The following is a 26,317-nucleotide window of genomic DNA, read 5'->3' as shown; positions in this document are numbered from 1 at the left end:
TTGCGTCCGCGTGCCGGCGATTTCAAGGCTCGAGTCCCGATCGGCGCAGCACAGGCACGACCTCCGGCGATGCCAGATAGCGCAGCAGCCTTTCGGCGGCCTCGGCATTCCCAGTGGTCGCGATGCGGCCGGCGGAGAACACCGCCGGCGTCTGCAACTCGTACGGCACTGGACCAACAACCTCGATGCCATCGACCTGCTTCAGCTCGCTGATCTGCTGCACGGCAAGGTCGGCCTCGCCACTGACGAGCCGCTCCGCCGTAAAGCCCTGCTCGACGATGGTGGCCCTGGCGTTGATCTGTTCGGCGATCCCCATCCGCGCGATCAGCTGGGCGAAGTACACGCCGCTGGCGCCGAGCCGCGAATAGGCAACGGAGCGCGCCGCAAGCAGCGTCGCGCGCAGCGCAGCTTCGCTGGCGATATCGGGATGTGTCTGCCCTGCCCGCACGGCGATGCCGACGTAGGAGCGCGCCAGATCGGCCGCGCCGTCGGCAATCACCCGGCCCTCGCCGATGATCTCGTCGAGCCCTTCGCGCGTGAGGATCACGAGATCGGCCGCCTCGCCGCTGCGCAGCCGCTTGAGCAGCGCCAGCGTCGGGGCGAAATCGGCATCGACCCGAAGACCGCTGGCGGCCTCGAAGGCGGCGGACAGGCTGCGCATCGCGCCCATCAGGCCGAGCGTCGAGAGCATGCGAATGGAGTTTGTCATGTGGAGTCCCGGAGTAGCGTTCAGGCGCGGTGCATCAGCTTGAGCGCATCCGGACACACTCTATCCGGGTTTCGCCGGTGATGGACAGACGTCAAACCGGCCTAGAAACCTGGAAGACCGACAGACACGCAACGAGCGTTGCCATCGGAATACAAAAATCCGCCGGAGCCTTGCAGCTCCGGCGGATTGAATGCCAACCCGGGCCAGCCCCCTCGCCCGGGCCGGGAGGATCTTTAGGCCGCGGCCTTCTTGTCAGCCGGGACGGACGCGATCGTCTTCAGGATCTGCGAAGCGATCTGGTAGGGGTCGCCCTGCGAGTTCGGACGGCGGTCTTCCAGATAGCCCTTGTAGCCGTTGTTGATGAAAGAGTGCGGAACGCGGATCGAGGCGCCGCGATCGGCAACGCCGTAGCTGAACTTGTTCCACGGCGCGGTCTCGTGCTTGCCGGTCAGACGCTTGTCGTTGTCCGGGCCGTAGACGGCGATGTGGTCCATCAGGTTCTTGTCGAAGGCGGCCATCAGCGCCTCGAAGTACTCCTTGCCGCCGACGGTGCGCATGTACTCGGTGGAGAAGTTGGCGTGCATGCCCGAGCCGTTCCAGTCGGTGTCGCCGAGCGGCTTGCAGTGGAACTCGATGTCGATGCCGTACTTCTCGGTCAGGCGCAGCATGAGGTAGCGGGCCATCCACATCTGGTCGGCAGCGGTCTTGGAGCCCTTGCCGAAGATCTGGAATTCCCACTGGCCCTTCGCGACTTCCGCGTTGATGCCTTCATGGTTGATGCCGGCGTGCAGGCAGAGGTCGAGATGCTCCTCGACGATCTTGCGGGCGACGTCGCCGACGTTCGAGTAGCCGACGCCGGTGTAGTACGGACCCTGCGGAGCCGGATAGCCGGACTCGGGGAAGCCGAGCGGACGGCCGTTCTTGTAGAAGAAATATTCCTGCTCGAAACCGAACCAGGCGCCGGCGTCGTCGAGGATGGTGGCGCGCTTGTTGGACGGATGCGGGGTCTTGCCATCGGGCATCATGACTTCGCACATCACCAGCACGCCGTTGGTGCGGGCGCCGTCCGGGAACACCGCGACCGGCTTCAGCACGCAATCGGAGCTGTGGCCTTCGGCCTGCTGGGTGGAAGAGCCGTCGAAGCCCCAGAGCGGAAGCTGCTCGAGCGTCGGGAACGACGCGAACTCCTTGATCTGGGTTTTGCCGCGCAAGTTCGGAGTCGGCGTATATCCGTCGAGCCAGATGTACTCGAGCTTATACTTGGTCATTGAGCCTCTCTGTAGATGATGCGAAAGGTGGGGGCCTGAAGGCCCCCGCACGATTGTTACCCGGCCACCATCGGCCGCCCGTTTACAAGCATTTAACGTGCCAAAAGGCCGCACTGCGGGCGTTTTTCCCCTGCGGCGGGAGCCGCCGCGATGACGGCAAACCGTCCACAGCGGCCTGCGTCATAGGCGCGCACCTTGTCGTGAAGCCGCACTGCAAAAATCCTGCGGAAAAAGCCTGATTCTGGAGCAGACGGCGCGCTGCCGAAGGTTGCCGATGAAACGCGCATCAACGGCCGGCAATTTTCGTAAAGTCTTCGTCCCCCGCCCGCAACCTTCGCAATGGCCCAAGCGTTAGTCACGGACACCGTGCCTTGAAGGATGCAGACGGCAAATTGCCCACAAAATGGGCTGAAACTGATCTCCTTTTCAGCACTTTGCATTTCGGGACGCGCGGCCGATATGGGGATTCCAGTAACCACAATCGAACGAGTCGGGCGCACCATGGAGGTCAAGCGCTTTGGCCCGAAGGAGATACCGCGATGATGAACAATGGACTGAGTCAGGGATCGGCAACGATCTATCAATTTCCTGTCGGGGGCCGCGCAGCTCTCGCGGGACGCCGCTACGGTGAGGCCCGCCTTCCCGCCGACCGCCTCTCGCTCCCAGTGAACGAGACGATCTGCAGCGGCAGCTGGTACCATCAGGAAGCGGTCGATGAAGCCAAGCCGAAATGGGATCGCTGATGCCCGCGTTTGGTTTGATACCGCAGCGCTCTCACATGCGCCTGTCGGCAGTTTGAAAAAGGGTCGAAACAACGAGGTTTCGGCCCTTTTTGATTCTGGCCGGCCTTACGGCTAGAGCATGGGCTTTTCGACCACCGCACAGGCCGTCGCCGGCCGCTTCAGGTGCTTCACCGTGGTCGCTCCGGTCTTGGCGATCCTCAACGTGATCCCCGCCCCCGAATAGCGCGCGCCAGATAGCGCCAGCCGCCTCTCGAGCATGACCGGCGCGCCGTCGATCTGGAGGAAGGCCCGCGTGTCGTGGTCATAAAACCCGACAATGAACTGCGTACCATCCGTGCAGCGATAGGTCCGGAACGTCTGCGCGGCCGCCTGTCGCGCGTTGATCATTCCGCCCGCCAGCATGGCGATCGCCAAGACAATGGCCTTGTGCCGGCCCATGATTACCCCCTGAATGCACTCAAGGACGCCGCTCGTGGGTCCAATGGAAACATCGCCCAAGCTGATCTCATGCCAGATTCCTCCCTGAAAGATTCCCCTACCCGCCACCTCGCCTTGCAAGGCGCAAGCAATTTTCGTGATCTCGGCGGCTATCCGACCACCGACGGCCGCATGACGCGCTGGCGACACATCTTCCGCTCCAACCATCTCGGCCAGCTCACCGCGGCCGATGTCGAGATCGTCCGCGCGCTTGGCGTCAAAAGCGCATTCGACTTTCGTGGGCTGGAGGAGCGCGCAGCCGGCGTCTGCGTCGTGAACGAGATCACCGTTCACTCGCTGCCGATCGAACCGACGGTCGTGGCCGGTCTGCGCGCCGAGCTCGCGAGGGGCACGCTGACCGCACCGGTCGCGCTCGAGCTGATGCGTGAGTCCTACCGCAACTATGTCCGCCACAACACCCACAGCTTTCGCGCCCTGTTCGGCCATCTGCTGGAGGACCACGCGCCGCTCGTGATCCACTGCACCGCCGGCAAGGACCGCACCGGCTTTGCCAGCGCGCTGATCCTGCATGCGCTGGGCGTGGCCGATGAGGTCATTGCCGAGGACTATCTGCTGACCAACCAGCACTACAAGCGCGACGCCGCGGCAGCCACCGACCTGCCCGAGGACGTGCGCAATGCCATCGGCAAGGTCGAAGCCTCATATCTTGCGGCTGCGTTCGAAGCCGTCAGCAAGGACTACGGTGACCTCGAAACCTACTTGCGCGACGGCCTCAAGCTCGGCACATCGGAGCAAGCCGCGCTGAAGGAGCGTTATCTGCAATCGTAAGCGGCCGCGCCGGGAGACCAATGATGCAAGGCAAGGTTCTGATCATCACGGGCGCGCTGGGCGCTCTCGGCAAAGTCGTCGCGGAGATCGCACAGTCTCGCGGTGCACGGATCGCCGGCATCGATCATGCGACCTCGCAAGTCCCCGCAACCGCTGAAAGCATCGAGATCGGTGGGGTCGACCTGTCCGACGCCGCGCAGGCAAAAACGGCGGTCGAGGCTGCCGCAAGACATTTCGGCAAGCTGGACGCGCTGATCAATATCGCGGGCGGCTTCGCCTTAGAGACCGTGGGTGACGGCGACATCAAGACCTGGCAGCGCATGCATGCGCTCAACGTGCTGACCGCCCTCAATAGCTCGCGCGCAGCACTGCCGCATCTCGCTGCATCCAGCGCCGGCCGCATCGTCAATATCGGCGCCATGGGCGCGCTCCAGGCGGGCTCCGGCATGGCTCCCTATGCCGCGTCGAAGGCCGGCGTGCATCGTCTCACCGAGGCGCTGGCGAGCGAGTGGAAGGGCAAGGTCACCGTGAACGCGGTGCTGCCCTCCATCATCGACACCAAGGCCAACCGCGCCGACATGCCGAAAGCGGACTTTTCCAAATGGGTGACGCCGCAGGAGCTCGCGGAAGTGATCCTGTTCCTCGCAAGCGACGCCGCCAGCGGCATCACCGGCGCGCTGATCCCGGTGGGAGGGCGCGTCTGATCAATCCGGTACCAGCAGCCGCAGATTGCCCTTGAAGCGGATGCTCTGCTTGCCGGCAAGCGCGATGCCCTCGCCGTAAGCGGTCTCGTCGGTGTAGGTCCCGCTGAAGCCGATGGTCACGACCTTGCGGCCCCATACCGGGCGCTGGTCGAACGAGGGCGAGTGCTCCTCATTGGTCAGCTCGCCCTTCCACTTGCCATCGGCGGAGGTATAGCTGCCATAGGCATAGAAGAATGAATCGCCGCCCCGCATCGTGCCGTCACGCAGCACCATGACGCCCTGGTTGCCGCCCTGGACCGCATCCAGCATCTCGATGCGGATGTGATAGAGCCCGTTCCTGATTGTCATCGTTGCAAGCCGCCCGGCTATCCGGCCGCAGAATAACCGCAGCACCGGTTCCGATCAAATGGCGCAAAGCTCCGTGTCCGATCCGGGCTAGACTGACGGCAACTGATTCTCTGATCCGCGCGCCAGACCCGGAAGCTTTCCTTGGAAACCGAGCTTTATCTCCCCGTCAAACGCTTCCTCGAACAGCTCGGCTTCTCGGTCAAGGGCGAGATCGGCGGCTGCGATCTCGTGGGGCTCAGCGCCGGCGATCCGCCGGTCGTGGTGATCGGCGAGCTCAAGCTCGCCTTCAATCTCGAGCTGATCCTGCAAGCCGTCGATCGCGCGCCTGCCGGCGACGAGGTGTGGATTGCCGCAAAAATGTCATCGCGCGGCAAGGGGCGCGAGAGCGATGCGCGCTATCGCAATCTCTGCCGCCGGCTCGGCTTCGGTATGCTCGGGGTAACCGATCGCGGCCAGGTCGAAGTGCTGGTGAAACCGCCAACCGCAGCACCGCGCCGCGAGCCGAAAGTTCGCTCGCGTCTCGTCGCCGAGCATCAGCGCCGCCAGGGCGATCCCGTGCTCGGCGGCAGCACGCGCGCGCCGATCATGACGGCCTATCGTCAGCAGGCGCTGGCCTGCGCCTGCGAGCTTGCGGCGGGCCCGCGCCGCGTCAGCGAATTGCGCCAGCGCTGCCCCGACGCCGGCAAGATCATGCTTAACAATGTGTATGGCTGGTTCGAACGCACCGAGCGGGGAATCTACCGGCTCACCGAGGCGGGACATGCCGCGCTGAAGCGCTGGCCGCAGCAGCGAGCCGGCGATGGCGGTGTCGCGTCACCGCCATGACACCTGACCGGTGCATAGCTGAGATGCCACACGGATTTCATATTGCAATGCAACATCTCTGGCACTAGGTATCCCGGCATCACATCGAGGCCGTTATGAGCGCAGACTGGAATACCAAATATGGCACGCGTCGCGTGCGTCACGATCCGCCCACCCTGGACGAAGCGATCTTCGCCGCCGTCGGCATCACCGACGACCAGGAGCAGCAGGCCGAGATCGCCGCAGCGCTGATGGGGATGCCGCTCGACGTCGTTCAGGCCGAGGTGAAGAAGCAGGCCCGCACCAACAGCCGCATCACCGCCACGCGCGTGATCGCCGGCGAACAGGGCGCGCAGCGCTCCGTGGTGGTCGAGCGCCGCGTCGTCCGTCGCTTCGGCAACGACAAACGCACCGGCACCTGAGCCTTATCGCCTGTGCCAATACAAAAGCGGACCGGTTTCAGCCGGTCCGCTTTTTGATTCAGGCGGCTTTCGCTTCAGGCGGCACGATTGCCGTACATGCTGGAGATGATCTTCCAGCAGGTCGAGTTGAAGCTGAGAAGCGCGCGACCTGCCGCGAACGGCGAGGCCGCAAGATCCGCGAGCTCGGCTTCGGGCGACTTGGTGAGATCGATCGTGCCGGTCGATTCACCGTGGCGGAATTGCAGATTTGCGCCGAACTTCCGGGCCAGCGCCCGCATCGCGTGATTCTCGGCGCCGGTCGTGATGCGCAGGCACTTAAAACCCTTCCAGCGCGCTTCGGCGATCAAGCGGCTGAACAGGATAGTGCCGACGTTCTGGCGACGCGCCGAGGCCTCAACGCTGAAGGCGACCTCGGGCAGCGAATCGCCCTCCGGCGGATGCAGCTCAGCCGCGCCGCGGACCACGCCGTCGACGATATAGGCGACGATCACGGTGCCGTCCTCGGCGCAGCGGGCGGCGTAGCGCTCGATGAAACTGTCGTCGAGAAAACCGTTGAAGCGGTCATGCCGGCTGGCGGCATCGAGTCTCAGCAGGTGATCGCGCAGAAGCGGCAATTCTTCCTGCCGGCTCAGGGTCCGCACGTAGCCTGGAACGGACGTCGCGCGAACGGTCTCTTCAAGTGTCACGTCAAAACTCCTCTTGGTGTCCCTCGAGGAGGCGTTCGAATCCCTAGGCCCCCTATATTGTGCGACGCATCAAATTTTTCAAGTCGGCAGCCTGCCTAAGTTAGTGGCACCGGAAGCGACTATTTCGTTAACAAAATCAAGGCCCCGTAGTCTTACAGGACCAGCTGCGTCTGGGTCACCACGGCCACCAGCTTGCCGTCCTCGGTCTCCAGCCTGGTGGTCCAGACCTGGGTCCTCCGCCCCCGGTGCACCGGGGTCGCCGTGGCAATGACCGTGGTTCCCTCCTTGGCCCCACCAATGAAGTTGGTCTTGCTCTCCAGCGTGGTCGTGCCCTTGGCGTCCTCCGGCAGGTTGATCACGGTCGCGGCAGCACCGACGGAATCGGCCAGCGCCATCACCGCGCCGCCATGGATGGTGTGGTGAAGCGTGCAGAGGTCGGGGCGGACCGTCATCCGCGCCACCACACGATCCTTCTCGGCCTCAACGAATTCGACGCCCTTGAGCTCGGCGAACGGCATCTTCATCGCTTTAAGTTTCTCGAGCGGCGTCATCGGATTTCCTCCCAATACATTGTTGCCTCAACGTGAATGGCTTCGCGCGGCAAAGCAATGACGTGCGAGGTCATGGCCACCGTGACATCCCTGCGGCATCAGCGCATATGGTCCACCATGCGTCACTTCCCGCCCCGCCGCATTGTCTGCCTGACCGAAGAGACCGTCGAGACGCTCTATCTGCTCGGTGAGCAGCATCGCATCGTCGGCGTCTCCGGTTACGCTGTCCGCCCGCCGCAGGTCAGACGGGAGAAACCACGCGTATCGGCCTTCGTCTCGGCGGACATCCCGAAGATCCTCGCGCTGGAACCGGATTTGGTGCTGGCCTTCTCCGATCTTCAGGCCGGCATCGTTGCCGATCTCGTCCGCGCCGGGGTCGATGTCCATGTCTTCAACCAGCGCGACGTCGCTGGCATTTTGGCGATGATCCGGATGCTGGGTGCACTGGTCGGGGCCGCCGGGCGCGCGGCGGAACTCGCGGAGGGTTTCGAGCAACGCCTCGCCGCAATCGCCGCAACATCCCACCCCTCGCCGCGGCCAAGAGTCTATTTCGAGGAATGGGACGAGCCGTTGATCTCCGGCATCGGCTGGGTATCGGAGCTGATCGAGATCGCCGGCGGTGAGGATGTGTTTGCCGGGCTAGGCCATTGTCAGGCGGCGAAGGATCGCGTCGTTTCGGCGGACGCGGTGTGTGAGGCCAAGCCCGAGGTGATCCTGGCGTCATGGTGCGGGAAGAAGGTCGTTCCCGCACGCATCAAGCAGCGTGATGGCTGGAGCGACATTCCGGCCGTACGGGACAATCGCATCGTTGAGATCAAGTCGTCGATCATCTTGCAGCCGGGACCGGCCGCCCTGACGGATGGGCTCGATGCAATCGTGAAGGCGCTCTGGGGTTAAGCGCAATAGCGTGACCGGCCGACGCTCTCGTGTCCCGGACGCGCTGCAACGCCTTGGCGTTGCTGCGCTGAGCCGGGACCCATTTCGCGACGGCTTCCGGTACGGCATGGGCCCCGGCTCTGCAGCGCACCGCCAAGAGGCGCTGCGCCGCGTCCGGGGCAAGAGACCTCCTCACGTCACCGCATTGACGACTTGGTACTGCGGCTGCCGCCACACCTCGCCCGCGATCACCTGCTCGATGATCTCGGCCGCACGGATGATCTCGCTTTCACCGATGTAGAGCGGCGTGATCCCGAACCGCATGATGTCAGGCGCGCGGAAATCGCCGATGACATTACGGGCGATCAGGGCCTGCATGGCGGCATATCCGCCGTCGAAGGCGAACGAGACCTGCGAACCGCGGTGCGCGTGCGCGCGCGGGGTGACGAGCTTCAACGACGGACAGCGGCGCTCGACCTCCGCGATCAGGAGATCGCCGAGCGCCAGCGAGCGCGCGCGGACCTCGGCGATATCGACGCGGTCCCAAATATCGAGCGAGGCCTCCAGCGCAGCCATGGCCAGCACCGGCGGCGTGCCGACGCGCATACGCTCGACGCCTCCGGCGGCCGCATAACCAAGCTCGAACGCAAAGGGTTTTGCGTGCCCCATCCAACCTGACAGCGCCGCGCGCGCACCGTCTGCGTGCCGCGGCGCGACGTAGAGGAAGGCCGGCGCACCGGGACCGGCATTGATGTATTTGTAGGTGCAGCCCGCGGCGAAATCCGCGCCGCACCCTGCAAGATCGACCGGCAGCGCGCCGGCCGAATGGGCGAGATCCCAGACCGTGACGATGCCGAGCGCATGCGCTTTCGCCGTCAGCTTGGCCATGTCGTGACGACGGCCGGTGCGGTAATCGACCTCCGTGACGTAGAGTACGGCGATCTCCTCCGACAACGCGGCTTCGATCTCCTCCGGCGCGACCAGGCTCAGCTGATGACCGCGCCCGAGTGTCGCGATCAGTCCTTCGGCCATGTAGAGATCTGTCGGGAAATTGCCGGTATCGGACAGGACGACCTTGCGCGATGCGTTCATGTCGAGCGCGGCCGCAAGCGCCTGATAGACTTTGAGCGACAGCGTGTCGCCGACCATGACGGAGCCGGCTTCCGCGCCGATCAGCCGCGCGATGCGATCGCCGACATGGCGCGGCTGGGCGTACCAGCCCGCCGTGTTCCAGGCGCGGATCAGCTCGTTGCCCCATTCGGTGGTGATGACGCGATTGACGCGCTCGGCAACGCCAAGCGGCAGCGCGCCAAGCGAATTGCCGTCGAGATAGATCACGCCCTCAGGCAGATGGAACAGAGCCTTGGTATCGTCGTAGACGCGATATCTGGTCATGGATGTTTCTACAGAATGGTGCGGACGCGCCAGAGTTCGGGAAACAGCTCGACCTCCAGCATGCGCTTGAGATAGCTGACGCCGCCGGTGCCGCCGGTACCGCGCTTGGAGCCGATGACGCGCTCGACCGTCGTCACGTGGTTGAAGCGCCATCTCCGAAAATAGTCCTCGAAATCGACCATCTTCTCGGCGAGCTCATAGAGCATCCAGTGCGCCTCCGGCGCCTCGTAGACGATACGCCAGGCCTGGAGCACGCCCTCATTAAAACTGTGAGTCTCGCGGACGTCGCGCGCCAGCACCGCCGCCGGCATTTTGAGCCCGTTGCGGTCGGCGAGCCTGAGCACCTCGTCGTAGAGGCTCGGCGTCGCGAGCTCGGCTTCCAGCAGCTTCGTCGTCTCCGCATCGTGCGCGTGCGGCTTGAGCATGGCGTGGTTGCGGTTACCGAGCAAAAATTCGATCAGCCGGTATTGCCGCGACTGGAAGCCCGAGGACTGACCGAGCTGCGAGCGGAAGCGGGTGTATTCGCTCGGCGTCATCGTGCGCAGCACATCCCAGGCGCCGTTGAGCTGCTCGAAGATGCGCGACATCCGCGCCAGCATCTTCATCGCCGGCTGTACCTCGTCCCTGGCGATGGCACGGCGCGCGGCGCTGAGCTCGTGGATGGCGAGCCGCATCCACAGCTCCGTGGTCTGATGCTGGATGATGAACAGCATCTCGTCATGCGCCTCCGAGAGCGGATGCTGCGCGCCGAGGATCGCGTCGAGCGCGAGATAATCGCCATAGGACATGCGCCGGGCGAAATCCGTCTCGGCGCCTTCGTTTGAGGGATCGTAACCGCTGGACGTCATGGCTGGCCCTTTCGATCGATCATCCCCGCCCTCGTCAGTCGAGGCCGATCAGGCGCGCGGTGATCTGCGACGACGGATCCTTCAGCCCGTCGATCACGGTGAAATGGTTCAGCGCAGGCTCCACCACGAGGCGCGTCGGCACGTCAAAGCCGGTCCAGACATTGGCCATCAGGTCGGACTGGCGGATGAATTCGGGCCGCTCGCTGCCGCCGACCCAGGCCGTGACGGGCGAATGCCCGCGCGGCAGATGCAGCGCCGCGCTTTCGAGCGTCGCCTCCTCCATGGTCATGCGCAACGTATCGTTCATCTTGGTCTTCAAGAGCGGACGCAGATCATGCAGGCCGCTGATCGAGAGCGTGCCTGCGATACGGTTGAAGATCGCAGGCTCGAGCCGGCTGTCATCGCACAGCATGCGCGTAACGAGATGGCCGCCGGCTGAGTGCCCAGCGAGCCGGATCGGGCCAGCAACGAGCGACGCCGCCTTGGCGATGGCGGCGGTGATCTCTGCGGTGATGTCGGAAATGCGCGCGGCCGGCGTCAGCGTGTAGCTTGGGAGGCAGACCGTCCAGCCATGATGGCGCGCGCCTTCGGCAAGATCGCTCCAGGTCGATTTGTCGAAGCGCATCCAGTAGCCGCCGTGGACGAAGACGACGAGGCCCTTGCTGTCGCCGTCGGGCAGGATCAGGTCGAGGCGCTGACGTTCACCGGGCCCATAGGCGATGTCGGCACGGAACTCCTTCAGCCCGGCGCGATAGGCGGCCGCCCGCTCCGCCCATTGCGCCGGCATCTTGTCCGAGCCCGGGATATGGGCCGAGTTGGCGTAAGCATCATCCCAATCACGCATTGCTACTCCCTCGACGGACTCAGGCTTGCGATTGGAAGCCAGTCTGCCACCGGCGCGGCCGGCATCCTAGTCTTTCTTTTAAGCTTAAAGCATTTGGATCAGCCCGCGTTTCAGGCAGCAGGCCGGCAAACTCGTCATGCGAGCGCAGTGAAGAAATCCAGTCTGTCGCCTCAGCAGCAGTCCGGATTGCGTCGTCGCAAGGCTCCTCGCAACGACGGCGGAGAGATCGCGACTCGCTCCTACGCCTTCTCTACCCCGCACCATTCCGCGATGAACAGCGCCGTTGCCTTGGTCGTCTTCTTCAGCGAGTCCAGGTCGACATATTCGTTGAAGCCGTGCATCTCGCCGCCGCTGGCGCCGAAGCAGAGGCTCGGGATGCCGTAATTGAGGCCATAGAAGCGGGTGTCGGTGAGCGCGGTGAAGACGAGGTCCTCGACCGCGCCGCCATAGACCTTGTTGAAGGCCTTGCCGAAGGCGGCTTCCGGCGCGGCGGAGTCGGTCAGCTCATAGCCCTCCGACAGGAAGCCGGACCATTCGACCTCCGGCGGATTGTTGGCGAGGAAGCGGTGGTTGCGGGAAGCTGCGGCGACGCAGGCCAGAATCTCCTTCTGGTGATCGGCGACCGACCAGCCCGGCAGGATCGCGATGCGGCAATCGACATCGCACCAGGCCGGCACGCTTGAAGCCCAATCGCCGCCCTTGATGATGCCGGGGTTGAAGTTGATGGGATGGTTCAGCGTCTTGAAGTGACGGTCAGTCTTGGCGCGCTCGTTCCACTCGATCTCGAGCTTTTGCAGGGCGTGGACCAGATGATAGGCCGCCATGATCGCATTGGAGCCCGAGCCGGCAAAGGCGACATGGGTCGGATGGCCCTTCACGCGCAGGCGGAACCAGATGACGCCGACCTGCGAGCGCACCATCTTGCCGCCGGTCGGCTCCGGAATGAAGCAGGCGTCGGCACGATAGCCGCGCTGGAGCGTCGAGAGCGCGCCGACGCCGGTGCTCTCCTCCTCGATCACGGACTGGAAGTGAATGCGCGCGGTCGGCTTCAGGCCGGCGGCCTTGATCGCATCGAGCGCATAGAGCGCGCCGATCGTGCCCGACTTCATATCGCAGGCGCCGCGGCCGAACATCTTGCCGTCCTTGATGACGGGCGAGAACGGCGGGGTGTCCCACAATTCCAGCGGGCCCGCCGGCACCACGTCGCAGTGGCCCTGGAGGATCAGCGACTTTCCGGCCTCGGTTGAAGGACGGTATGTGCCCACCACGGTGCGGGCCCTGGAGAAATCATGCTCGATCGGCCCGAAGCCGCGCAGGTCCTTCAAATCGTCGACATTGATGTGCCAGTCGTCGACCTCGTAGCCGCGCCCGCGCAGGAGATCGCCGATCATATCCTGGCACGGCCCCTCCGCCCCCCGGGTCGAGGGGATCGCGACGAAATCGCGTGTGGTCGCAAGCTGGGCTTCGAAGCCGGCGTCGACGGCGTCAAGAATCCTCTGCTGCGTTTCGGCATTCATCAGGCAACTCCAGGCATTCGAACGGTTCAAGGAGCGCGCAAGCTAGCCGATTTCAGCCGTTCGGGTACTCCACAAAATATGCATCCCGCAATGCATCTTCGAGCAGTCGGCCTTCCGAATAGCCAGCGAGCGTCGCAGGCCGGGTCACGCCGTCGAGCAGGCGCGGACAAGGCTCAGGCGCGCCCAGCACCGTGCGCACCGGAATGCGCTCGGCGTAGATCGGCAATTCGTAGTCCTCGTCGTCATCGGCAACGCCCTTGGCGCGGACCTTTGCCGAGGCCTCCTCGATCTCCATCGCGATGAAGGAGGTCGCCTTGATCTCCTGGGTGTTGCTGGCCCGCAGGCTCGCGGTGCGGTTCGGGAAGAAGCGGTCGACCATCGCGATCACCGCGCGCTGCTTCTCCTCGGGGTCGGCGACGAGATAGGCGGTACCAAACGCCATTACCGCACGATAGTCGGCGGAGTGGTTGAAGCCGCAGCGCGCGAGCACGAGACTATCGAGATGGGCCACCGTGAGGCAGACACGCTCGCCCCTGGTCTGGTTGCGCAGCATGCGGCTCGCGCTCGAACCGTGCCAGTAGAGTTTTGTCCCTTCGCGCCAGAAGAAGGTCGGCGTGCAATAGGGCTGGCCGTCAATCACATAGGAGACGTGGCAAAGCATCGAGGAATCCAGGATGCGATGGACGGTCTCGTAATCGTAGAAGCCGCGGTCGTGACGGCGCTTGACCTGGTTGCGCGCCGAGGTCGGATAAGAATTTTGGCTTTCGGTCTGGCTCACGGCCGCTCCTGTCATGCCTGGAACAATTCCAGGAGAGTTGTAGCCGCGGATTTGGTCTGCGATAGTGCCAATTCCATGCAAAAAATTCCGACCAATTCTCCAGCCAAGCCTGAGCTGCCGCTCAACCTCACCGGGGCGCACATCACAGCCGGCGCGTCATCTGCACACCGGCTGTACCAGGCACTGTGCGAGATGATCGTCTCCGGCCTCGTCAAGCCGGGCGAGCCGCTGCCGCCGTCGCGAACGCTGGCGAAGCAGACCGGCTTTCGGCGCAACGCCGTCGTCACCGCCTATGAGCGGCTGATCGCCGACGGCTTTGCCGACGCGACCGTCGGCTCCGGAACGTTCGTTGCCGCGCGCATCCCGGCGCGCGCGGCGGAGCCGAAGAAGTCGAAGGTCGTAGTCGAGGCTCCGCGACAAGGCGCGTTCGCGCTCGGCTGCACCCATATCGACCAGCGCGCCGTGCAGCGCTTTCGTGCCTTCGTCGGTCGGCGCATGCGCGCGTTCGGCGCCGAGCATCTGCATTACGGCGATCCGCGCGGCAGCCGCGAGTTGCGTGCTGCGATCGCCGATCATCTGTTGTCGGTGCGCGGCCTGCGCTGCGATCCCGACCAGATCATGCTGACATCAGGCACACTGCACGCGCTGCGCATCGTGCTGAGTGCGATCGTCAAGCCGAACGACCAGGTCTGGTGCGAGGACCCCGGCTACCCCGCCGCGCGAAAAACCATCTTGCATTGCGGCTATCGCGCCGTGCCCGTTCCCGTCGACGAGCATGGCATGCGTGTCGCCAAAGGACGAACTGCCGGGCCTAACGCACGCGCGGCCTATGTCACACCGTCGCACCAGTTTCCCCTGGGCGTGCAGATGTCGATGCCGCGCCGGCTGGAACTCTTGGACTGGGCCAAGCAGGCCGGCGCCTTCGTGCTGGAGGACGATTACGACAGCGAGTTCCGCTATGACGGCGCGCCGCTGATGTCGCTCGCCGGCATCGACCATCTCCAGCGCGTGATCTACATGGGCACCTTCGCCAAGACACTGTTTCCGGGCCTGCGCATCGGCTATTGCGCCCTGCCCGAGCGGCTGATCGCCGACGTCACGGCCGCGCGCGCCGCGCTCGACCGCTTCCCCGGCACGCTAATGGAGGGCGCGGTCGCCGACATGCTCAATTCCGGCGCGTTCGCCGCGAATTTGAAACGGGTGCGAAAGCTCTATCGCGAGGCGCGCGATGCGCTGGCCGGGACGCTGCAAGCCGAGTCCGACGGCGCGTTGTCCGTGCCGGTGCCCTCGCAAGGGCTACACCTCGTTGCCCGCTTCGATCCGTCCGTTGACTTGTCGGTGGCCGCTGAGGCCAAGCACGCTGCCGGCGCGGAAGGCTGGCTGCTGGCCGACACCTATTCGCGCACACGCCCCCTGCCCGGCTTCGTCCTGGGATTTTCGGGGCACGCGGTTCCACACCTCGTGGCGTCCGCCGAGCGGCTTGCGCGGGAATCGCGCACGGCGTTGCGCGCGAGGGGAAAGCCGGCAAGGCGGGCGTGACAAAGGTTCACTATCAGAATCGCCAGGCCGTCTCTACATTGCAGCACCGATGCCGGGACCTTTCGCTATGCTTCTGCGCTATGCAGTCTGCTTCTCGCTCCTGATCTCCGCAACGTTTGCGACGACGGCGCACGCGGTCACTGTCGGACGCGAGCAGGACATCACCGATCTCAAGCTTGGCCAGCGCGTGCAGGTGGACGATGGAACCTGCCCCGCCGGGCAGGTCAAGGAAGTGCGCGGCGCCAAGATGACCGACAAGGGCGTGGCGCGAACGGCGACCTGCGTGCCACGGTTTGGTCCGAAGACGAAGTGAGCGCTTTAAGACTTCGCCGGATCGAACATGCACTGCAGGGTCGGCTTGGCGATCTTGGTGAAGGTCGGTCCGATCTCGCTTTGCTTTGACGTCGGCACCCAATCGGTCTCGATCGTGGGAACGCCGGTCTCGCTGATGCCGCGCAGCAACGCCTCGCGCAGATCGCGATCCTCCACGACGGCTGCGGCATGGTCATGCAGACAGCCGCAAACCTCTTCTGGATGTTCCCAGCGCCCGAGCATGTGCGGCGCGCATTGGCGCACGAATTCGCTGCGCGGATCGGGCAGTCGCGAGGGCGCACGCACCTGAGCTTGCACCGAATTGATGGTCAGAAGGGAGACGAAGACTGCGGCGCAGAAACGAAGGAACATGATGGCCTTTGCCGGCTGATTTTCTTGTTGGCGATCAGAAGCGCGCGGCAACCACGATCGGCTGCGGCACCGTCGTGGTGATCGGCGAGCCGCTGTACTGGAAGGTGCCGACACCGGGGAGATTGCCATCGGGCGTGCCGGCAAACGAGGAACCGGCGAGAACGAAACCGAAAGCAAGGATGAGGCTGAGCGCGCGCATGGTCTTGTCCCTCAATTCCGTGGCCGGCGGGGCGCCGTCGTCGTTACGGAGGTGATAACCATGGGCGGTTTCGCGCGTGATGCGCCAAAAGCGGAAAATGGTTTCATCTTCGTGTGAATTGTTTCGTCCGGTCCGGAACGACGAAACAATTCGCGAAAAATGCCAGTCATTTCAGTCAGGTTGCGCCGCGGCTCAAAGTGACGGCGGAGGTCCGTGTATCGCTGCGCAGATGCGTCCGATGCCGCGGTCGTCATGCGCGCGCCATGCACGCTTCACATGCATTTTACGTTTGTCTGCTGAAGAGAAGCCAAACGAAGGCTGGGTGTCGTCGAACCGGCGACGTATCGACTGCGACCCAAGCCATCGAAACCAAGACGCCTGGAATCACCGGGCGCATTCACGTGAGGGATGATGGCCATCATGATGGCGCAAGATCGCGCAGCGGCGCGCGACGCGGAGCAATTGACGGATCGCGCCGACCAACGAGTCTTTGGCAAGCGCGTCGCCTCAGTCGGCGCGATGTCGCTGCAATCGGGCCGCGGCTACGAGGCCGCGCCGCAAGCATTCGTACGGCTGACCGGTTCGCATCTGGCAAAGCCGCACGCCAGCCGCACCTCTGTCACTGAGTGAAGAACTCGCCGCATTTCTGGACGCTGGCGTCAGCCGGGCCCCACGGCATGATCGGCACGGTCGAGGTCGAGTTCTTCGGCGAGCCCTCGATCAGCTTGTCCGAATAGACCATGTAGACCAGCACGTTGCGCTTGGCGTCACAGCCGCGCACGATCTGCATCTTCTTGAAGAACAGCGAGCGGCGCCGACGGAACATGTCGTCGCCCTGCTCCATCTTGTTCTTGAACTTGATCGGGCCGACCTGGCGGCAGGCCAGCGAGATGTCCGAGACCTCCTCGGCCAGCCCCAGCCAGCCCTTGAAACCGCCTTTCTCAGGCACCGTGAAATGACAGGCGACGCCCTCGACCTCGGGGTCATCGAGACCATAGGTTGCGAGCTTGTCGTTCGGGCTCATCCATTTGAACACGGTGGAGCGGCGGAAGATCAGATCGGGCTCGTCCGCAGCGGATGCGGAAGCCAAGGGCACGGCCAAGGCCAGAAGGAATAAAGCGAGGCCTTTCAAGCGGATGCCGGAAAGACCGGGGAAACGAGATGACATGAAGTTCTCCGGTAACAAGTCCCCGCAATGTAGGAATGCGATGGCCGGAGGGAAGATGACCGCCGGCCGTAGGCGGCCGCCGTTTACCGTCCCGTGAGGCTTTTTTGCTACGTCTTGGACAAAAGTTGCTGATGGCAGAACTGCCCTGCTGGTGAACGCGTATCCCCTCTGCGACACTAACGTCTGATTTGGATTATGGATTCGAGGATGAATAGCGTGAACGGGTCTGGTTTTTCTGCCAAGCCGGCGCGGCTTTGGCAGGTCGCCATTTTGACGGCGGCGGGTGCGATCGGTACGGCCAGCCAGGCGGACGCGGCGTTCTATTACTGGACCGATTATTCCGACGGGTCCTATGCCGCGCGGCAGGATCGGCATCCTGACGAGCCGCGACAGAAGCCGCAAAAGCACGGCGCCGCCAGCAAGAAAAAAGAAATCGTCGCCGAGAAGGAAGTCGGCGCCAAGCCGCAAGGCCCGCTCGTCATCGTCGTCTCGATCGACCGGCAGAAGGTCACGGTCTACGACAGCAATGGCGTGTTCGCGGAATCTCCGGTGTCGACCGGCATGAAGGGCCATTCGACGCCGATGGGTGTTTTCAGCGTCATCCAGAAACACAAATTCCACCACTCCAACATCTATAGCGGCGCGCCGATGCCGTACATGCAGCGGATCACCTGGTCCGGCGTTGCGATGCATGCCGGCGTGCTGCCGGGCTATCCGGCCTCGCATGGCTGCATCCGCATGCCGATGGCGTTCGCCGTGAAGATGTGGAATTGGACCAAGATGGGCGCACGCGTCATCGTCTCGCCCGGCGAGATGACGCCGCACAGCTTCCAGCACCAGTTGCTCGCCTCGGTGCGCGTGCCGCCGCAGCCTGCAGCGAGCCTCCCGCCGCAGACCAATTCCGGCGACAAGGCGGACAAGGTTGCCGCCGACGCCAAGGCCAGCGACGCGAAGCCGGTCGAGACCAAAACCGCCAGTGCCGATGCCGTGCTGGAGCTGCGCTCGTCGGTCGGCCACACCGTGATGTCGGATATGACGACCGGCAATGCGCCGGCGCGCGAGCAGGCCGCCGCATCAGGCGACAAGACCGAGGCGATTGCGAAGTCCGAGGCCAAGATAGCCGATTCCAAGACAACCGATTCCAAGACGGCCGAGGCATCCGACGCGGACAAGCCGCAGTCGGAGGACGCCGCCAAGCCTGCGAACAGCGAAGCGAAGCCCGCCGAAACCGCGGAAGCGCCCAAGGCGTCGACGCCAACCAACGACAAGCCGGCCGATAAGGTCGAGGCTGCCAAGACCGAAGCTTCCGACACCGCGAAGAAGCCCGACGCACCCGCGACGGCTGCGGCGCCTGGGCCCGACATCAAGAAGGACGAGACCCGCGTTTCCGAGTCCGCGCCTGTTGTAAAACCTGAGGCGCCGAAGCGCGCCGGCCAGATCGCGGTCTTCATCAGCCGCAAGGATTCCAAGCTCTACGTGCGGCAGAACTTTGCACCGTTGTTCGAGGTGCCGGTCACGATCGCCGCGAGCGACCGGCCGCTCGGCACCCATGTCTTCACCGCCGAGGTCGACAAGACCGATGCCAATGCGCTGCATTGGTCGGTGGTATCGCTGCCCGTCTCCGCGCGCTCGGCCACGCGTGAGGATGACAGCCGCATAACGCGCCGCAAGGGTGGCGCCGCCGTGATCCCCGTCGCCGCAAAGCCGGCGGTGATGCCGGACAGCCCGGCCGAGGCACTCGACCGCATCTCGATCCCCGCCGACACCATGGCGAAGATCAACGAGATGCTGACATCAGGTGGCTCGATCATCGTCTCCGACCAGGGCATCAACCAGGGCGAGACCGGCGAAGGCACTGATTTCATCGTTCGCCTGTATTAAGACTTTGCCATTCCCGATAACGCGGTGTTGACGAGGTCGGTCTCCGCGGCGGAGTAAGATCCGTCCCGGATCATTTCGGGGACGCCGTCATGATGAACCGAAGGACTATGCTCATCGCAGCGCTTGCCGGCGCGGTCGCGCCGGTCACGCGCGCGCTCGCCGATGGCGGCATGAGCCGGATCCCGGCTTACGCCTTTTCCTTCCCGGCATTGTCCGGCGATGACATCCGCCTCGCCACGTTCACCGGTAAACCGCTGCTGGTGGTGAATACCGCCTCGCTTTGTGGCTACACGCCGCAATATGCCGGCCTGCAGGAGCTCTGGAACGAGTTTCGCGAACGTGGGCTCACCGTGATCGGCGTGCCCTCGAACGATTTCGGCGGTCAGGAACCCGGCGGTGCGGGCGAGATCACGGAGACTGCGCACCACCAATACGGCGTTACCTTCCCGATCGCGGCCAAGGCCGTCGTGGTCGGCGCCAAGGCGCATCCATTCTACAAATGGGCCGCCGAGGCGCGGCCCCGGGACGTTCCGCGCTGGAACTTCCACAAATACCTGATCGGCCGCGACGGCTACATTGCCGAGGTCTATCCGTCCGCCGTCGAACCGACCGATACGCGGATCAAGACGGCCATCGCCAGGACGCTGGCGGACAGCTGACAGCGCCCGGCCCCCATCCGGTTGGGCACAATTGTGGCGGAGTGCCAAACAGCCGTTGCAATGGCGAGGGCCCACCATCTAGGCTAGGATCATCAGGGGCAGGATGGTTTGGCCGGAGGCGAAAAGCTGCGGCGGAACAACGGGGTCAATCTCGAGGATAACACCATGCGTGTGGCAGGACTGATTTTGGCAAGCGCGATGTCTGTTGCGATGACAGGCGCTGCGTGGTCGCAAGCCCCGGCGGCAAAGCCCGCAGCTACTGCGCCCGCCGCAGCTGCTGCTCCCGCACCGGCTGCCGCCGCGCCCGCGCCCGCCGCCTTCGTCAACCCGCCCCCGCCGCAACAGCCGCCGCAGCCCGCGCGCGCGGCCTGCAACACGCCCGGCGCGCTCGGCGTCGCCCGCACCGTCGAGATCGACACGACCGGCGGTCCCGGCTTCGGCTTCGAGCATTTCAAGGAGCTCGACTTCCTGCGCGACAAGGAGGTCGTGCTGACCTTCGACGACGGCCCCTGGCCGAAGAACACGCCCGCCGTGTTGAAGGCGCTGGCCGACGAATGCACCACCGGCATCTTCTTCTCGATCGGCAAGCACGCGACCTATGAGCCGGAGATCCTCAAGCAGGTCTATGCGGCCGGCCACACCGTCGGCACCCACACCTGGTCGCACGCCAATCTCAACAACAAGAAGCTCACCGAAGCGCAGCGCAAGGAAGAGATCGAGAAGGGCCTCTCCGCGGTGAAGTGGGCGCTCGGCGGCATCTCGCCCTCGCCGTTCTTCCGCTTCCCGGCACTTCAGCATCCGCCGGAGATGGTCACCTATCTCGGCAACCGCAACACGGCGATCTTCTCCTGCGACATCGACTCCTTCGACTTCAAGGCGTCCAAGCCCGAGAAGGTGATCGAGACCGTGATGAAGAAGCTCGACAGCAAGGGCAAGGGCATCATCCTGATGCACGACTTCCAGAAGCACACCGCCGAAGCCCTGCCCGAGCTGCTCAAGCGGCTGAAGGCCGGCGGCTACAAGGTGGTGGCGATGCGTGCCAAGTTCCCAGCCTCGACGCTGCCGGAATACGACCAGGAGCTGATGAAGGACATCAAGCTGCCGACGGTGAGCAGCCGGCCGGTCAACAGCGTCGTCACGACGGTTTCCGAATAGACGCCGCTTGTCTTTCCGTATCGAAGGCTACGTCATCGTCTCCGCGGACGGCATGCTTGCCGACGCGAGCCATACCATGCCCGACAGCCTGAAGTTCGACGGCGACAAGCTGTTCTTCGAGCAGGCACTCGATCGCGCCGCGCTGATCGTGCACGGCCGGCACTCGCATGAGCAGCAGCCGAACTCAGCCAGGCGCAAGCGGCTGATCCTGACCGGCAAGATCAAGGCGCTCACCGTCGATCCTGAAATGCCCAACGCGACGTTGTGGAATCCGGATTACGCGAGCTTCGAGGAGGCCTGCGCCTTCGCCGATGTCGCCTCCGGCATGGTCGCGATCATCGGCGGCCCGCTCGTGTTCGACATGTTCATGGACCGCTACGACACGTTCTGGCTGTCGGAGGCCCCGCAGCTGCGGCTGCCCGGCGGCGAAGGCTGCTTCGTCGGCGTGCCCGAACGGACGCCGCATGAAGTGCTGGCGTCACACGGGATGACGCCGGGCGAACCATACCTGCTGGACGCCGAGCATGGGGTGACCGTCACGCCCTGGCGGGCGGCACGACGCACGACCTGAATTTCCAAAACAACCCCATGCACAGTACCGGTGTTTTAGTACCTGGCACTATCCTGCGTATTCACCACGCATAACGGACGACGCCCTTTCCCGTGTAGGCGCGCGTCGCGTTCGAAAATTCGCCCTCCAGGGCCGCAAGGGCCGACCAGCCGCTCAGCCATTTCTTTTCGATGGACGCGGTCAGAAGCGCGGCGTCTGCGGCTTGCGCCGCGCCATTGACCACGAAGCTCGCGTCGGGCAGCGCCCTGAACGTCGCCGCCATGGTGCGGTTGGGATTGAAATCGTGTCCCCATGCAAGCCGTCCGCGCAGCGTGAGAACACCGTCGCTCAGGCCGAAAACCCTGTCGGCGCGGAGACCGAGTTCGGTGCGCGGATCAGTTTCGCTCTTCGCATCATATCCCAGCGCAAACGCGCCGCTCCCTGACAGCACGGACTCCGCGTAACCCGGCAAGGCGACGGTGGCGAATTGCCCCGCCAGATAGGGCGTGAGGCCGACATTCATCCAAGGCGCAACGAATCGATAGCCACTCTCGGCCCGGCCGGACCAGGCGTTGGCGTTGAACCCGGCCCGCAGCCGCTCCGCGCCGGCGATGGTCACGGTGCGATCCGTGGTGACGTCCTGCCAGCCATAGGCCAGCGCCGCGGAGATATAGGCCGGGCCACTCACATGCCGCAGATGTGCGCCGGCCTGAAACAGATCGGAACGCCCACTGCCGAGGCCGTTCACACTGAAATTGGTCCCGCCGCCGGCCAGCGCAAAGCCGGCTAGCGTATCAGCCGAGAACCGGTAATCGGCCCCGACGGCGGTCCCAAACACGCGGCTCGTCGCATCATGCGATCCGAGCGCGGCATGTCCGTTGCTCTCCTGCGCCCCGCCGAAGCCGGACGCCCACACGGTCCAGCGTGCAGCCTCAGGGCACGGGCGCGGCGTGCCGCGCCGCTCGGACACGGCGCAATCAGGCACGCCGCGATCCGTGAGCAAATTGACGAACTGTCCCATCGCCTCGAACGTCGTCTGCTGCACCCGCGTTGCGAGTTCGCCGGACGCTTGCGTAAGCCCGCCGGCCGGCAACAGGGCGTAGACGGCGGGAATACCGCCGTTCCGGTTGAACGAGTTCGTCAGGCCGTTGCCGACATTACGCTGATTGACATTGAGGTCTCGCGCGATCGCGAAATCGAGCGCGAGGTTGAGATAGACGTTGTTGGCGTCATAGCTCAGCGAGCTGTGGAAATTCGCGGGGAGACCCGCGTTGACGAGCGACGCAAACGTTCCGGAGACGCCGCCTGCCGCACTCAGGATCGTATAGGTCTTCGAGACGTAGCTCCCCGCAGCAAACACCGCCTTCACGGTGGCGCCGCCGAGATCCGCCGTTCCCGTGACGGTCGTCGCGGTGGCGACCGACGGGTTCACCTGCACCAGATAGAACGCACCGGACGCGAAGGCGAGACTGCCGTCGATCGTCAGCACTGTTCCCGCGCTGCCATTGCCGGGCGCCAGCGTGCCGCCGGTGTCGACCGACACGGTCGGCGAGACGATGCGGCCCGCCCCCATCAGCAGCGCACCGGACTGCACGGTCGTGGAGGCGGTCCCGTTGAGAGAGCCTTCGACATCGAGCACGCCGCCGGCAACGATGGTGGCGCCGGTATATGTGCTTGCACCCGTCAGGACGAGCGTGCCGGAGCCGACCTTGGTCAGCGAGCCGCCCGAGCCTTCACCGCTCCCGCCGTCCTGCAACACGCCGGCATAGGTGGTCGAGCGATTGTTGCCGCCAACCTCGAGGCTCGTCGATCCGAGATAGATCGTGCCGGATCCCTCGATCGAGCCCATCGTGACGCTGGGCGCGACATTGTAAGACAGGTCGATCCCGGCATTGTTGATGAAACGCGCCGTCCCGCCGCTGCTGCTGTCGGCGAGGTAGATCATGCCCGCACCGGAGTTGACGATCGTCGCGCTGCCGGCCGTGCTCCCGTTCTCGAAATTGATCGTTCCCGTATTGCTGATGCTGGCGTTGCCGGCCGTGCTGAAATTCCTGAACGAGATCTCGCTGCTGCTGTCGTTGTTGATCACGGCACTGCCTGCCGTCGCGCTCTGGGTGAAGGAGAGCCTCGCGTTGTTGACGTTGATCGTAGCAGTGCCGGCCGTGCTACCGTTGCCGAACCCCACGCCGCTGACGTTGATGTCGAGCACGACGCTGCCGCCGTTGACGACGATGCCCGCGCCAAGAAAGCGCAACGACACCTCGCCATCGACGGTGATGACGTAATTTCCTGCGTCGGCGTTGAAGGTCCATCCGCCGATCGATTGAGCCGTCAGGATGCTCAGGTTCGTGATGGTCGATGCTCCGAACGAGGCGGTCCCGTTGGGAACGCTGCCGCCGCTCCAGTTCGATCCGGACGCGTAGATGCCCGAGCCGGGAGCGGCGAGCCAGGACGAATCGATCGCGATCGCAGGCGATGCGGCCATCACCAGCACCGCGGTCACCAGAGCTAAAGTGCCGGCCCGCGCGGTGGACGACCGTACCGATTCACTCACCCAAGCATCAACGGACCGGCCTGCGAAGACCGTTCCGAGATCAACACGCAACATCATTCCAGCCCTTGACCCAGCCTCCGGCATCGTGCCGTCGCAGGGCCGGTCTCCCGATGCCCCGATGCGCTATGCCTCGGGGCGCTCTTCGGGCCTCCCTGAGGCGGCGTCAACACGAGCGGGCGGCCTGGAAACGCCGCATCAATAAACTGAGACAAAAGAGCAAAAGCCCGCGTGATCGCGGTTGCGACCTCAAGCGCTGGTCGGGCGCCGCGCACCCCATGATACCGCAAGGATTCGTATACAAACGATCCGCTTTCCCTCCGCCGGAGATCGCCCTATACCCCGGAACCGGCTTCCCGGCCCCCCTGCACGACAATCGAGACGCACCTGCGGCCACCATGAGCGACGACGGCACGACCACATGTCCGAAGGACGCCGGCGGACTGACCGGCGATGCTAGCCCCGTCTCATCCCTGCTGCCGGCCTTCGGCTTCACGGCTAGTCTCATGGACACAAACGCGAATGTCGCGGCTTGGCGCGAGGCCGTCGCTACGCTGTTCGACGTTGACGAGTTGGCAGTCGGCGAACCCGGCCCATTCCGTGCCGACATCAGCTCCTATTCCATGGGGCCGGTGCTGATCGGGCTGAGCCGGGCCAGTGGCCAGCGCTTCCGCCGTACTGCCGAAACGATTGCACGCAGTGGCGTGGACCACGTCATCCTCCAGCTCTATGTGGCGGGCGGCTTTGACGGCGTCGCCGGCACCCGGCCGGTCCGGGTACGCGCCGGCGACATCTGCCTGTTCGACCTTGCCCAGACCCTGGAGACCAGGGCGACCGCCTTCGAGAACGTGACGCTGGTGGTGCCGCGCCCGATGTTCGGAGCGCATCTGTTGCGGGTCGACGATTTGCACGGCCTCGTGCTGCCGGGCAGCGGCGTGATCGCGAGGCTGCTGGCGGGACACCTCAGCGCCCTCTTCCAGTTTGCACCGCGCATGACGCTCGACGAATGCCAGTCGGTGGTCGAAGGCACGGTCTCGCTTCTCGCCGCATGCCTGCGCAACGAGCTCGAGCGCGTCGAGACCGAGGCCGACCAGCCCGCCACCGCAGGACCGTCTCTGATGCACATCCGCCGGCACATCGAGGCCAGCCTTGGCAGCGACAGTCTGTCGGCCAGTTCCGTCGCGGCCCATTTCGGCCTGTCACGGGCCTCGCTGTACCGGTTGTTCGCCCCGGTCGGCGGCATCGCCGATTACATCCGCAGCCGCCGGCTGCACCGCGCCTTCTTCGACCTCGCCCATTCGGATGCGCGCAGCCTCAGGATCAGCGAGGTCGCATGGCGCTGGCAGCTCGGCACCGATGCGCATTTCACGCGCTCCTTCAAGGCCGCCTATGGCATCACGCCGCGCGCCGCACGCGAGGCCGCATTGCTCGGCGCTCAGCGCGGCAACGACGAGGCGAACAGCGCGACGATTTCCAGATGGATGCGCGAGATCGCGCCGCCCCGCCTGGTTTGAGACCCGACAGGATCCTACACGTCGCCGTAGGCCGTCTCGGCCGAGCGCGTGGCGCGGCCGTAGCCCATGATCATGAACAGCGCGCCGATGATCGCGAGATTCTTCAGCGCGTCGACCACCATCCCGGCATTGTCGGGCGCGGCCTGATTCCAGAAATCGGAGAACAGGACGGTCGAGGCTGCGATGTAAATGATCATCAGCAACGCAAAGAAGCGCGCGCCGAAGTTCAGTGCGATCATCAGCCCGGCGAGAATTTCGAGCCCACCGAGCGCGATCGCGAGCAGCTGCGGGGTGGTCATCGCCGTCGCCGTCTCGATCTGCTTCGCGTAGGGCGCGATCGCATCGGGCACCACGATCTTGCCAGCGATGAAATCGGCGGTCGCCTGAAGTGGGAAGAACTTGATCGCGCCCGTGTAGATGAACAGCACGGCGAACAGGATCCGCCCGAAAGTCACGAACGCTGGCATGAAAGGCCTCTTGGCTCAGGCTTTTTGAAACCGGAATTTTGACGAAAGCCCCAAGGGATTATGGAGAGTCGTGCGCCGGTTTACAAACGGGGAAATGGAGAAACTCTTTTGAAAATATTGAGACTGTGAGACTCGGGCGGTCCGTTCCCTCGCCCGTTCTTACGGGGAGAGGGTTGGGGTGAGGGGCTGCT

The 26,317-nt window shown here is 64.5% G+C and carries 31 protein-coding genes; 14 read left to right on the top strand and 17 right to left on the bottom strand.

Annotated elements, in window-relative coordinates; all coding sequences use genetic code 11:
• Positions 1-22 precede the first annotated feature (22 nt).
• The 3 genes from HYH08_RS02700 to HYH08_RS02690 form a co-directional block, all read right to left on the bottom strand.
• The gene (locus tag HYH08_RS02700; RefSeq protein WP_220008182.1) at positions 23-709 is read right to left on the bottom strand and encodes a substrate-binding domain-containing protein; all 687 of its coding nucleotides are present in this window, start codon (positions 707-709) and stop codon (positions 23-25) included.
• Positions 710-942: 233 nt separating this feature from the next.
• Entirely contained in the window at positions 943-1,977 is a 1,035-nt protein-coding gene (locus HYH08_RS02695; protein ID WP_220008181.1) for a glutamine synthetase beta-grasp domain-containing protein, read from the bottom strand.
• A 92-nt stretch (positions 1,978-2,069) separates the two neighbouring features.
• The gene (locus HYH08_RS02690) at positions 2,070-2,489 is read right to left on the bottom strand and encodes a hypothetical protein (protein ID WP_220008180.1); all 420 of its coding nucleotides are present in this window, start codon (positions 2,487-2,489) and stop codon (positions 2,070-2,072) included.
• Positions 2,490-2,516: 27 nt separating this feature from the next.
• Here HYH08_RS02690 and HYH08_RS02685 point away from each other — a divergent pair, with 27 nt between their 5' ends.
• Positions 2,517-2,720: a DUF2735 domain-containing protein gene (locus tag HYH08_RS02685; RefSeq protein WP_220008179.1), complete on the top strand. Its 204-nt coding sequence runs from the start codon at positions 2,517-2,519 to the stop codon at positions 2,718-2,720.
• Positions 2,721-2,831: 111 nt separating this feature from the next.
• Here HYH08_RS02685 and HYH08_RS02680 read toward each other — a convergent pair whose 3' ends face one another.
• Entirely contained in the window at positions 2,832-3,158 is a 327-nt protein-coding gene (locus HYH08_RS02680) for an MliC family protein (protein WP_220008178.1), read from the bottom strand.
• A 69-nt stretch (positions 3,159-3,227) separates the two neighbouring features.
• Between HYH08_RS02680 and HYH08_RS02675 the strand changes: the two genes are divergently transcribed.
• A complete protein-coding gene (locus HYH08_RS02675) occupies positions 3,228-3,986 on the top strand; it encodes a tyrosine-protein phosphatase (RefSeq protein WP_502787388.1) in 759 nt (252 codons plus the stop codon).
• A 23-nt stretch (positions 3,987-4,009) separates the two neighbouring features.
• Positions 4,010-4,690: an SDR family oxidoreductase gene (locus tag HYH08_RS02670; protein ID WP_220008348.1), complete on the top strand. Its 681-nt coding sequence runs from the start codon at positions 4,010-4,012 to the stop codon at positions 4,688-4,690.
• Here the strand turns inward: HYH08_RS02670 and HYH08_RS02665 are convergent, their stop codons facing one another.
• Positions 4,691-5,038 carry a GrlR family regulatory protein gene (locus HYH08_RS02665; RefSeq protein ID WP_220008177.1) on the bottom strand — a complete coding sequence of 116 codons (348 nt, stop codon included), beginning with the start codon at positions 5,036-5,038 and terminating at the stop codon, positions 4,691-4,693.
• A 141-nt stretch (positions 5,039-5,179) separates the two neighbouring features.
• Here HYH08_RS02665 and HYH08_RS02660 point away from each other — a divergent pair, with 141 nt between their 5' ends.
• Positions 5,180-5,863 carry a DUF2161 domain-containing phosphodiesterase gene (locus HYH08_RS02660; protein ID WP_220008176.1) on the top strand — a complete coding sequence of 228 codons (684 nt, stop codon included), beginning with the start codon at positions 5,180-5,182 and terminating at the stop codon, positions 5,861-5,863.
• Positions 5,864-5,958: 95 nt separating this feature from the next.
• Entirely contained in the window at positions 5,959-6,264 is a 306-nt protein-coding gene (locus HYH08_RS02655) for a hypothetical protein (RefSeq protein WP_015686575.1), read from the top strand.
• A gap of 74 nt (positions 6,265-6,338) precedes the next feature.
• Here the strand turns inward: HYH08_RS02655 and HYH08_RS02650 are convergent, their stop codons facing one another.
• The gene (locus tag HYH08_RS02650) at positions 6,339-6,950 is read right to left on the bottom strand and encodes a GNAT family N-acetyltransferase (protein WP_220008175.1); all 612 of its coding nucleotides are present in this window, start codon (positions 6,948-6,950) and stop codon (positions 6,339-6,341) included.
• A 152-nt stretch (positions 6,951-7,102) separates the two neighbouring features.
• Positions 7,103-7,501: a PaaI family thioesterase gene (locus HYH08_RS02645; protein ID WP_220008174.1), complete on the bottom strand. Its 399-nt coding sequence runs from the start codon at positions 7,499-7,501 to the stop codon at positions 7,103-7,105.
• Positions 7,502-7,618: 117 nt separating this feature from the next.
• On the opposite strand from HYH08_RS02645, the gene HYH08_RS02640 reads away from it, so the two are divergent.
• A complete protein-coding gene (locus HYH08_RS02640; protein WP_220008347.1) occupies positions 7,619-8,398 on the top strand; it encodes a cobalamin-binding protein in 780 nt (259 codons plus the stop codon).
• A 171-nt stretch (positions 8,399-8,569) separates the two neighbouring features.
• Here the strand turns inward: HYH08_RS02640 and kynU are convergent, their stop codons facing one another.
• From kynU to HYH08_RS02615, 5 genes are all read right to left on the bottom strand, one after another.
• Entirely contained in the window at positions 8,570-9,772 is a 1,203-nt protein-coding gene (gene kynU / locus HYH08_RS02635; RefSeq protein ID WP_220008173.1) for a kynureninase, read from the bottom strand.
• A gap of 8 nt (positions 9,773-9,780) precedes the next feature.
• The gene (gene kynA, locus HYH08_RS02630) at positions 9,781-10,620 is read right to left on the bottom strand and encodes a tryptophan 2,3-dioxygenase (protein ID WP_220008172.1); all 840 of its coding nucleotides are present in this window, start codon (positions 10,618-10,620) and stop codon (positions 9,781-9,783) included.
• 34 nt (positions 10,621-10,654) lie between these two features.
• Positions 10,655-11,464 carry a hormone-sensitive lipase gene (locus HYH08_RS02625; protein WP_220008171.1) on the bottom strand — a complete coding sequence of 270 codons (810 nt, stop codon included), beginning with the start codon at positions 11,462-11,464 and terminating at the stop codon, positions 10,655-10,657.
• A gap of 239 nt (positions 11,465-11,703) precedes the next feature.
• A complete protein-coding gene (locus HYH08_RS02620) occupies positions 11,704-12,981 on the bottom strand; it encodes an ArgE/DapE family deacylase (RefSeq protein ID WP_220008170.1) in 1,278 nt (425 codons plus the stop codon).
• 52 nt (positions 12,982-13,033) lie between these two features.
• On the bottom strand, positions 13,034-13,759 hold the full coding sequence (locus tag HYH08_RS02615) for a pyridoxamine 5'-phosphate oxidase family protein (RefSeq protein ID WP_220008169.1): 726 nt from the start codon (positions 13,757-13,759) through the stop codon (positions 13,034-13,036).
• Between the two features lie 75 nt (positions 13,760-13,834).
• Here HYH08_RS02615 and pdxR point away from each other — a divergent pair, with 75 nt between their 5' ends.
• Both pdxR and HYH08_RS02605 read left to right on the top strand, forming a co-directional pair.
• Positions 13,835-15,298 carry a MocR-like pyridoxine biosynthesis transcription factor PdxR gene (gene pdxR, locus HYH08_RS02610; protein ID WP_220008168.1) on the top strand — a complete coding sequence of 488 codons (1,464 nt, stop codon included), beginning with the start codon at positions 13,835-13,837 and terminating at the stop codon, positions 15,296-15,298.
• Positions 15,299-15,365: 67 nt separating this feature from the next.
• A complete protein-coding gene (locus HYH08_RS02605; RefSeq protein ID WP_220008167.1) occupies positions 15,366-15,611 on the top strand; it encodes a DUF6719 family protein in 246 nt (81 codons plus the stop codon).
• Positions 15,612-15,616: 5 nt separating this feature from the next.
• On the opposite strand, the gene HYH08_RS02600 is transcribed toward HYH08_RS02605, so the two are convergent.
• Together HYH08_RS02600 and HYH08_RS02595 are read right to left on the bottom strand one after the other, a co-directional pair.
• Positions 15,617-15,982: a hypothetical protein gene (locus HYH08_RS02600; RefSeq protein WP_220008166.1), complete on the bottom strand. Its 366-nt coding sequence runs from the start codon at positions 15,980-15,982 to the stop codon at positions 15,617-15,619.
• A 34-nt stretch (positions 15,983-16,016) separates the two neighbouring features.
• Positions 16,017-16,181 carry a hypothetical protein gene (locus tag HYH08_RS02595; protein ID WP_220008165.1) on the bottom strand — a complete coding sequence of 55 codons (165 nt, stop codon included), beginning with the start codon at positions 16,179-16,181 and terminating at the stop codon, positions 16,017-16,019.
• 420 nt (positions 16,182-16,601) lie between these two features.
• On the opposite strand from HYH08_RS02595, the gene HYH08_RS02590 reads away from it, so the two are divergent.
• Positions 16,602-16,811, top strand: coding sequence for a hypothetical protein (locus HYH08_RS02590; protein WP_220008164.1), 210 nt, complete (start codon positions 16,602-16,604; stop codon positions 16,809-16,811).
• Here the strand turns inward: HYH08_RS02590 and HYH08_RS02585 are convergent.
• Positions 16,801-17,349 carry a CreA family protein gene (locus HYH08_RS02585; RefSeq protein ID WP_220008163.1) on the bottom strand — a complete coding sequence of 183 codons (549 nt, stop codon included), beginning with the start codon at positions 17,347-17,349 and terminating at the stop codon, positions 16,801-16,803. The genes HYH08_RS02590 and HYH08_RS02585 overlap by 11 nt on opposite strands.
• Positions 17,350-17,556: 207 nt before the next feature.
• Between HYH08_RS02585 and HYH08_RS02580 the strand changes: the two genes are divergently transcribed.
• The 4 genes from HYH08_RS02580 (at position 17,557) to HYH08_RS02565 (ending at position 21,615) form a co-directional block, all read left to right on the top strand.
• Positions 17,557-19,230 (top strand): L,D-transpeptidase, encoded by a 1,674-nt coding sequence (locus tag HYH08_RS02580; RefSeq protein ID WP_220008162.1) that lies wholly within the window; start codon positions 17,557-17,559, stop codon positions 19,228-19,230.
• An 89-nt stretch (positions 19,231-19,319) separates the two neighbouring features.
• Positions 19,320-19,889: a glutathione peroxidase gene (locus HYH08_RS02575; RefSeq protein WP_220008161.1), complete on the top strand. Its 570-nt coding sequence runs from the start codon at positions 19,320-19,322 to the stop codon at positions 19,887-19,889.
• Between the two features lie 165 nt (positions 19,890-20,054).
• Positions 20,055-21,044 (top strand): polysaccharide deacetylase family protein, encoded by a 990-nt coding sequence (locus HYH08_RS02570; RefSeq protein WP_220008160.1) that lies wholly within the window; start codon positions 20,055-20,057, stop codon positions 21,042-21,044.
• A 7-nt stretch (positions 21,045-21,051) separates the two neighbouring features.
• On the top strand, positions 21,052-21,615 hold the full coding sequence (locus HYH08_RS02565; RefSeq protein WP_220008159.1) for a dihydrofolate reductase family protein: 564 nt from the start codon (positions 21,052-21,054) through the stop codon (positions 21,613-21,615).
• A 61-nt stretch (positions 21,616-21,676) separates the two neighbouring features.
• Here the strand turns inward: HYH08_RS02565 and HYH08_RS02560 are convergent, their stop codons facing one another.
• Positions 21,677-24,205 (bottom strand): autotransporter domain-containing protein, encoded by a 2,529-nt coding sequence (locus HYH08_RS02560; protein WP_220008158.1) that lies wholly within the window; start codon positions 24,203-24,205, stop codon positions 21,677-21,679.
• A 338-nt stretch (positions 24,206-24,543) separates the two neighbouring features.
• Between HYH08_RS02560 and HYH08_RS02555 the strand changes: the two genes are divergently transcribed.
• The gene (locus HYH08_RS02555) at positions 24,544-25,659 is read left to right on the top strand and encodes a helix-turn-helix domain-containing protein (protein ID WP_220008157.1); all 1,116 of its coding nucleotides are present in this window, start codon (positions 24,544-24,546) and stop codon (positions 25,657-25,659) included.
• A 14-nt stretch (positions 25,660-25,673) separates the two neighbouring features.
• On the opposite strand, the gene HYH08_RS02550 is transcribed toward HYH08_RS02555, so the two are convergent.
• Positions 25,674-26,126, bottom strand: coding sequence for a DoxX family protein (locus HYH08_RS02550; protein ID WP_220008156.1), 453 nt, complete (start codon positions 26,124-26,126; stop codon positions 25,674-25,676).
• Positions 26,127-26,317 lie beyond the last annotated feature (191 nt).

The sequence above is a fragment of the Bradyrhizobium sp. BR 10289 genome (assembly GCF_019455385.1).
In the GTDB taxonomy this organism is placed as follows: Bacteria; Pseudomonadota; Alphaproteobacteria; order Rhizobiales; family Xanthobacteraceae; genus Bradyrhizobium.
Note: the sequence above shows the minus strand (reverse complement) of the source record. Positions and strands in the feature narration are given on the sequence as shown.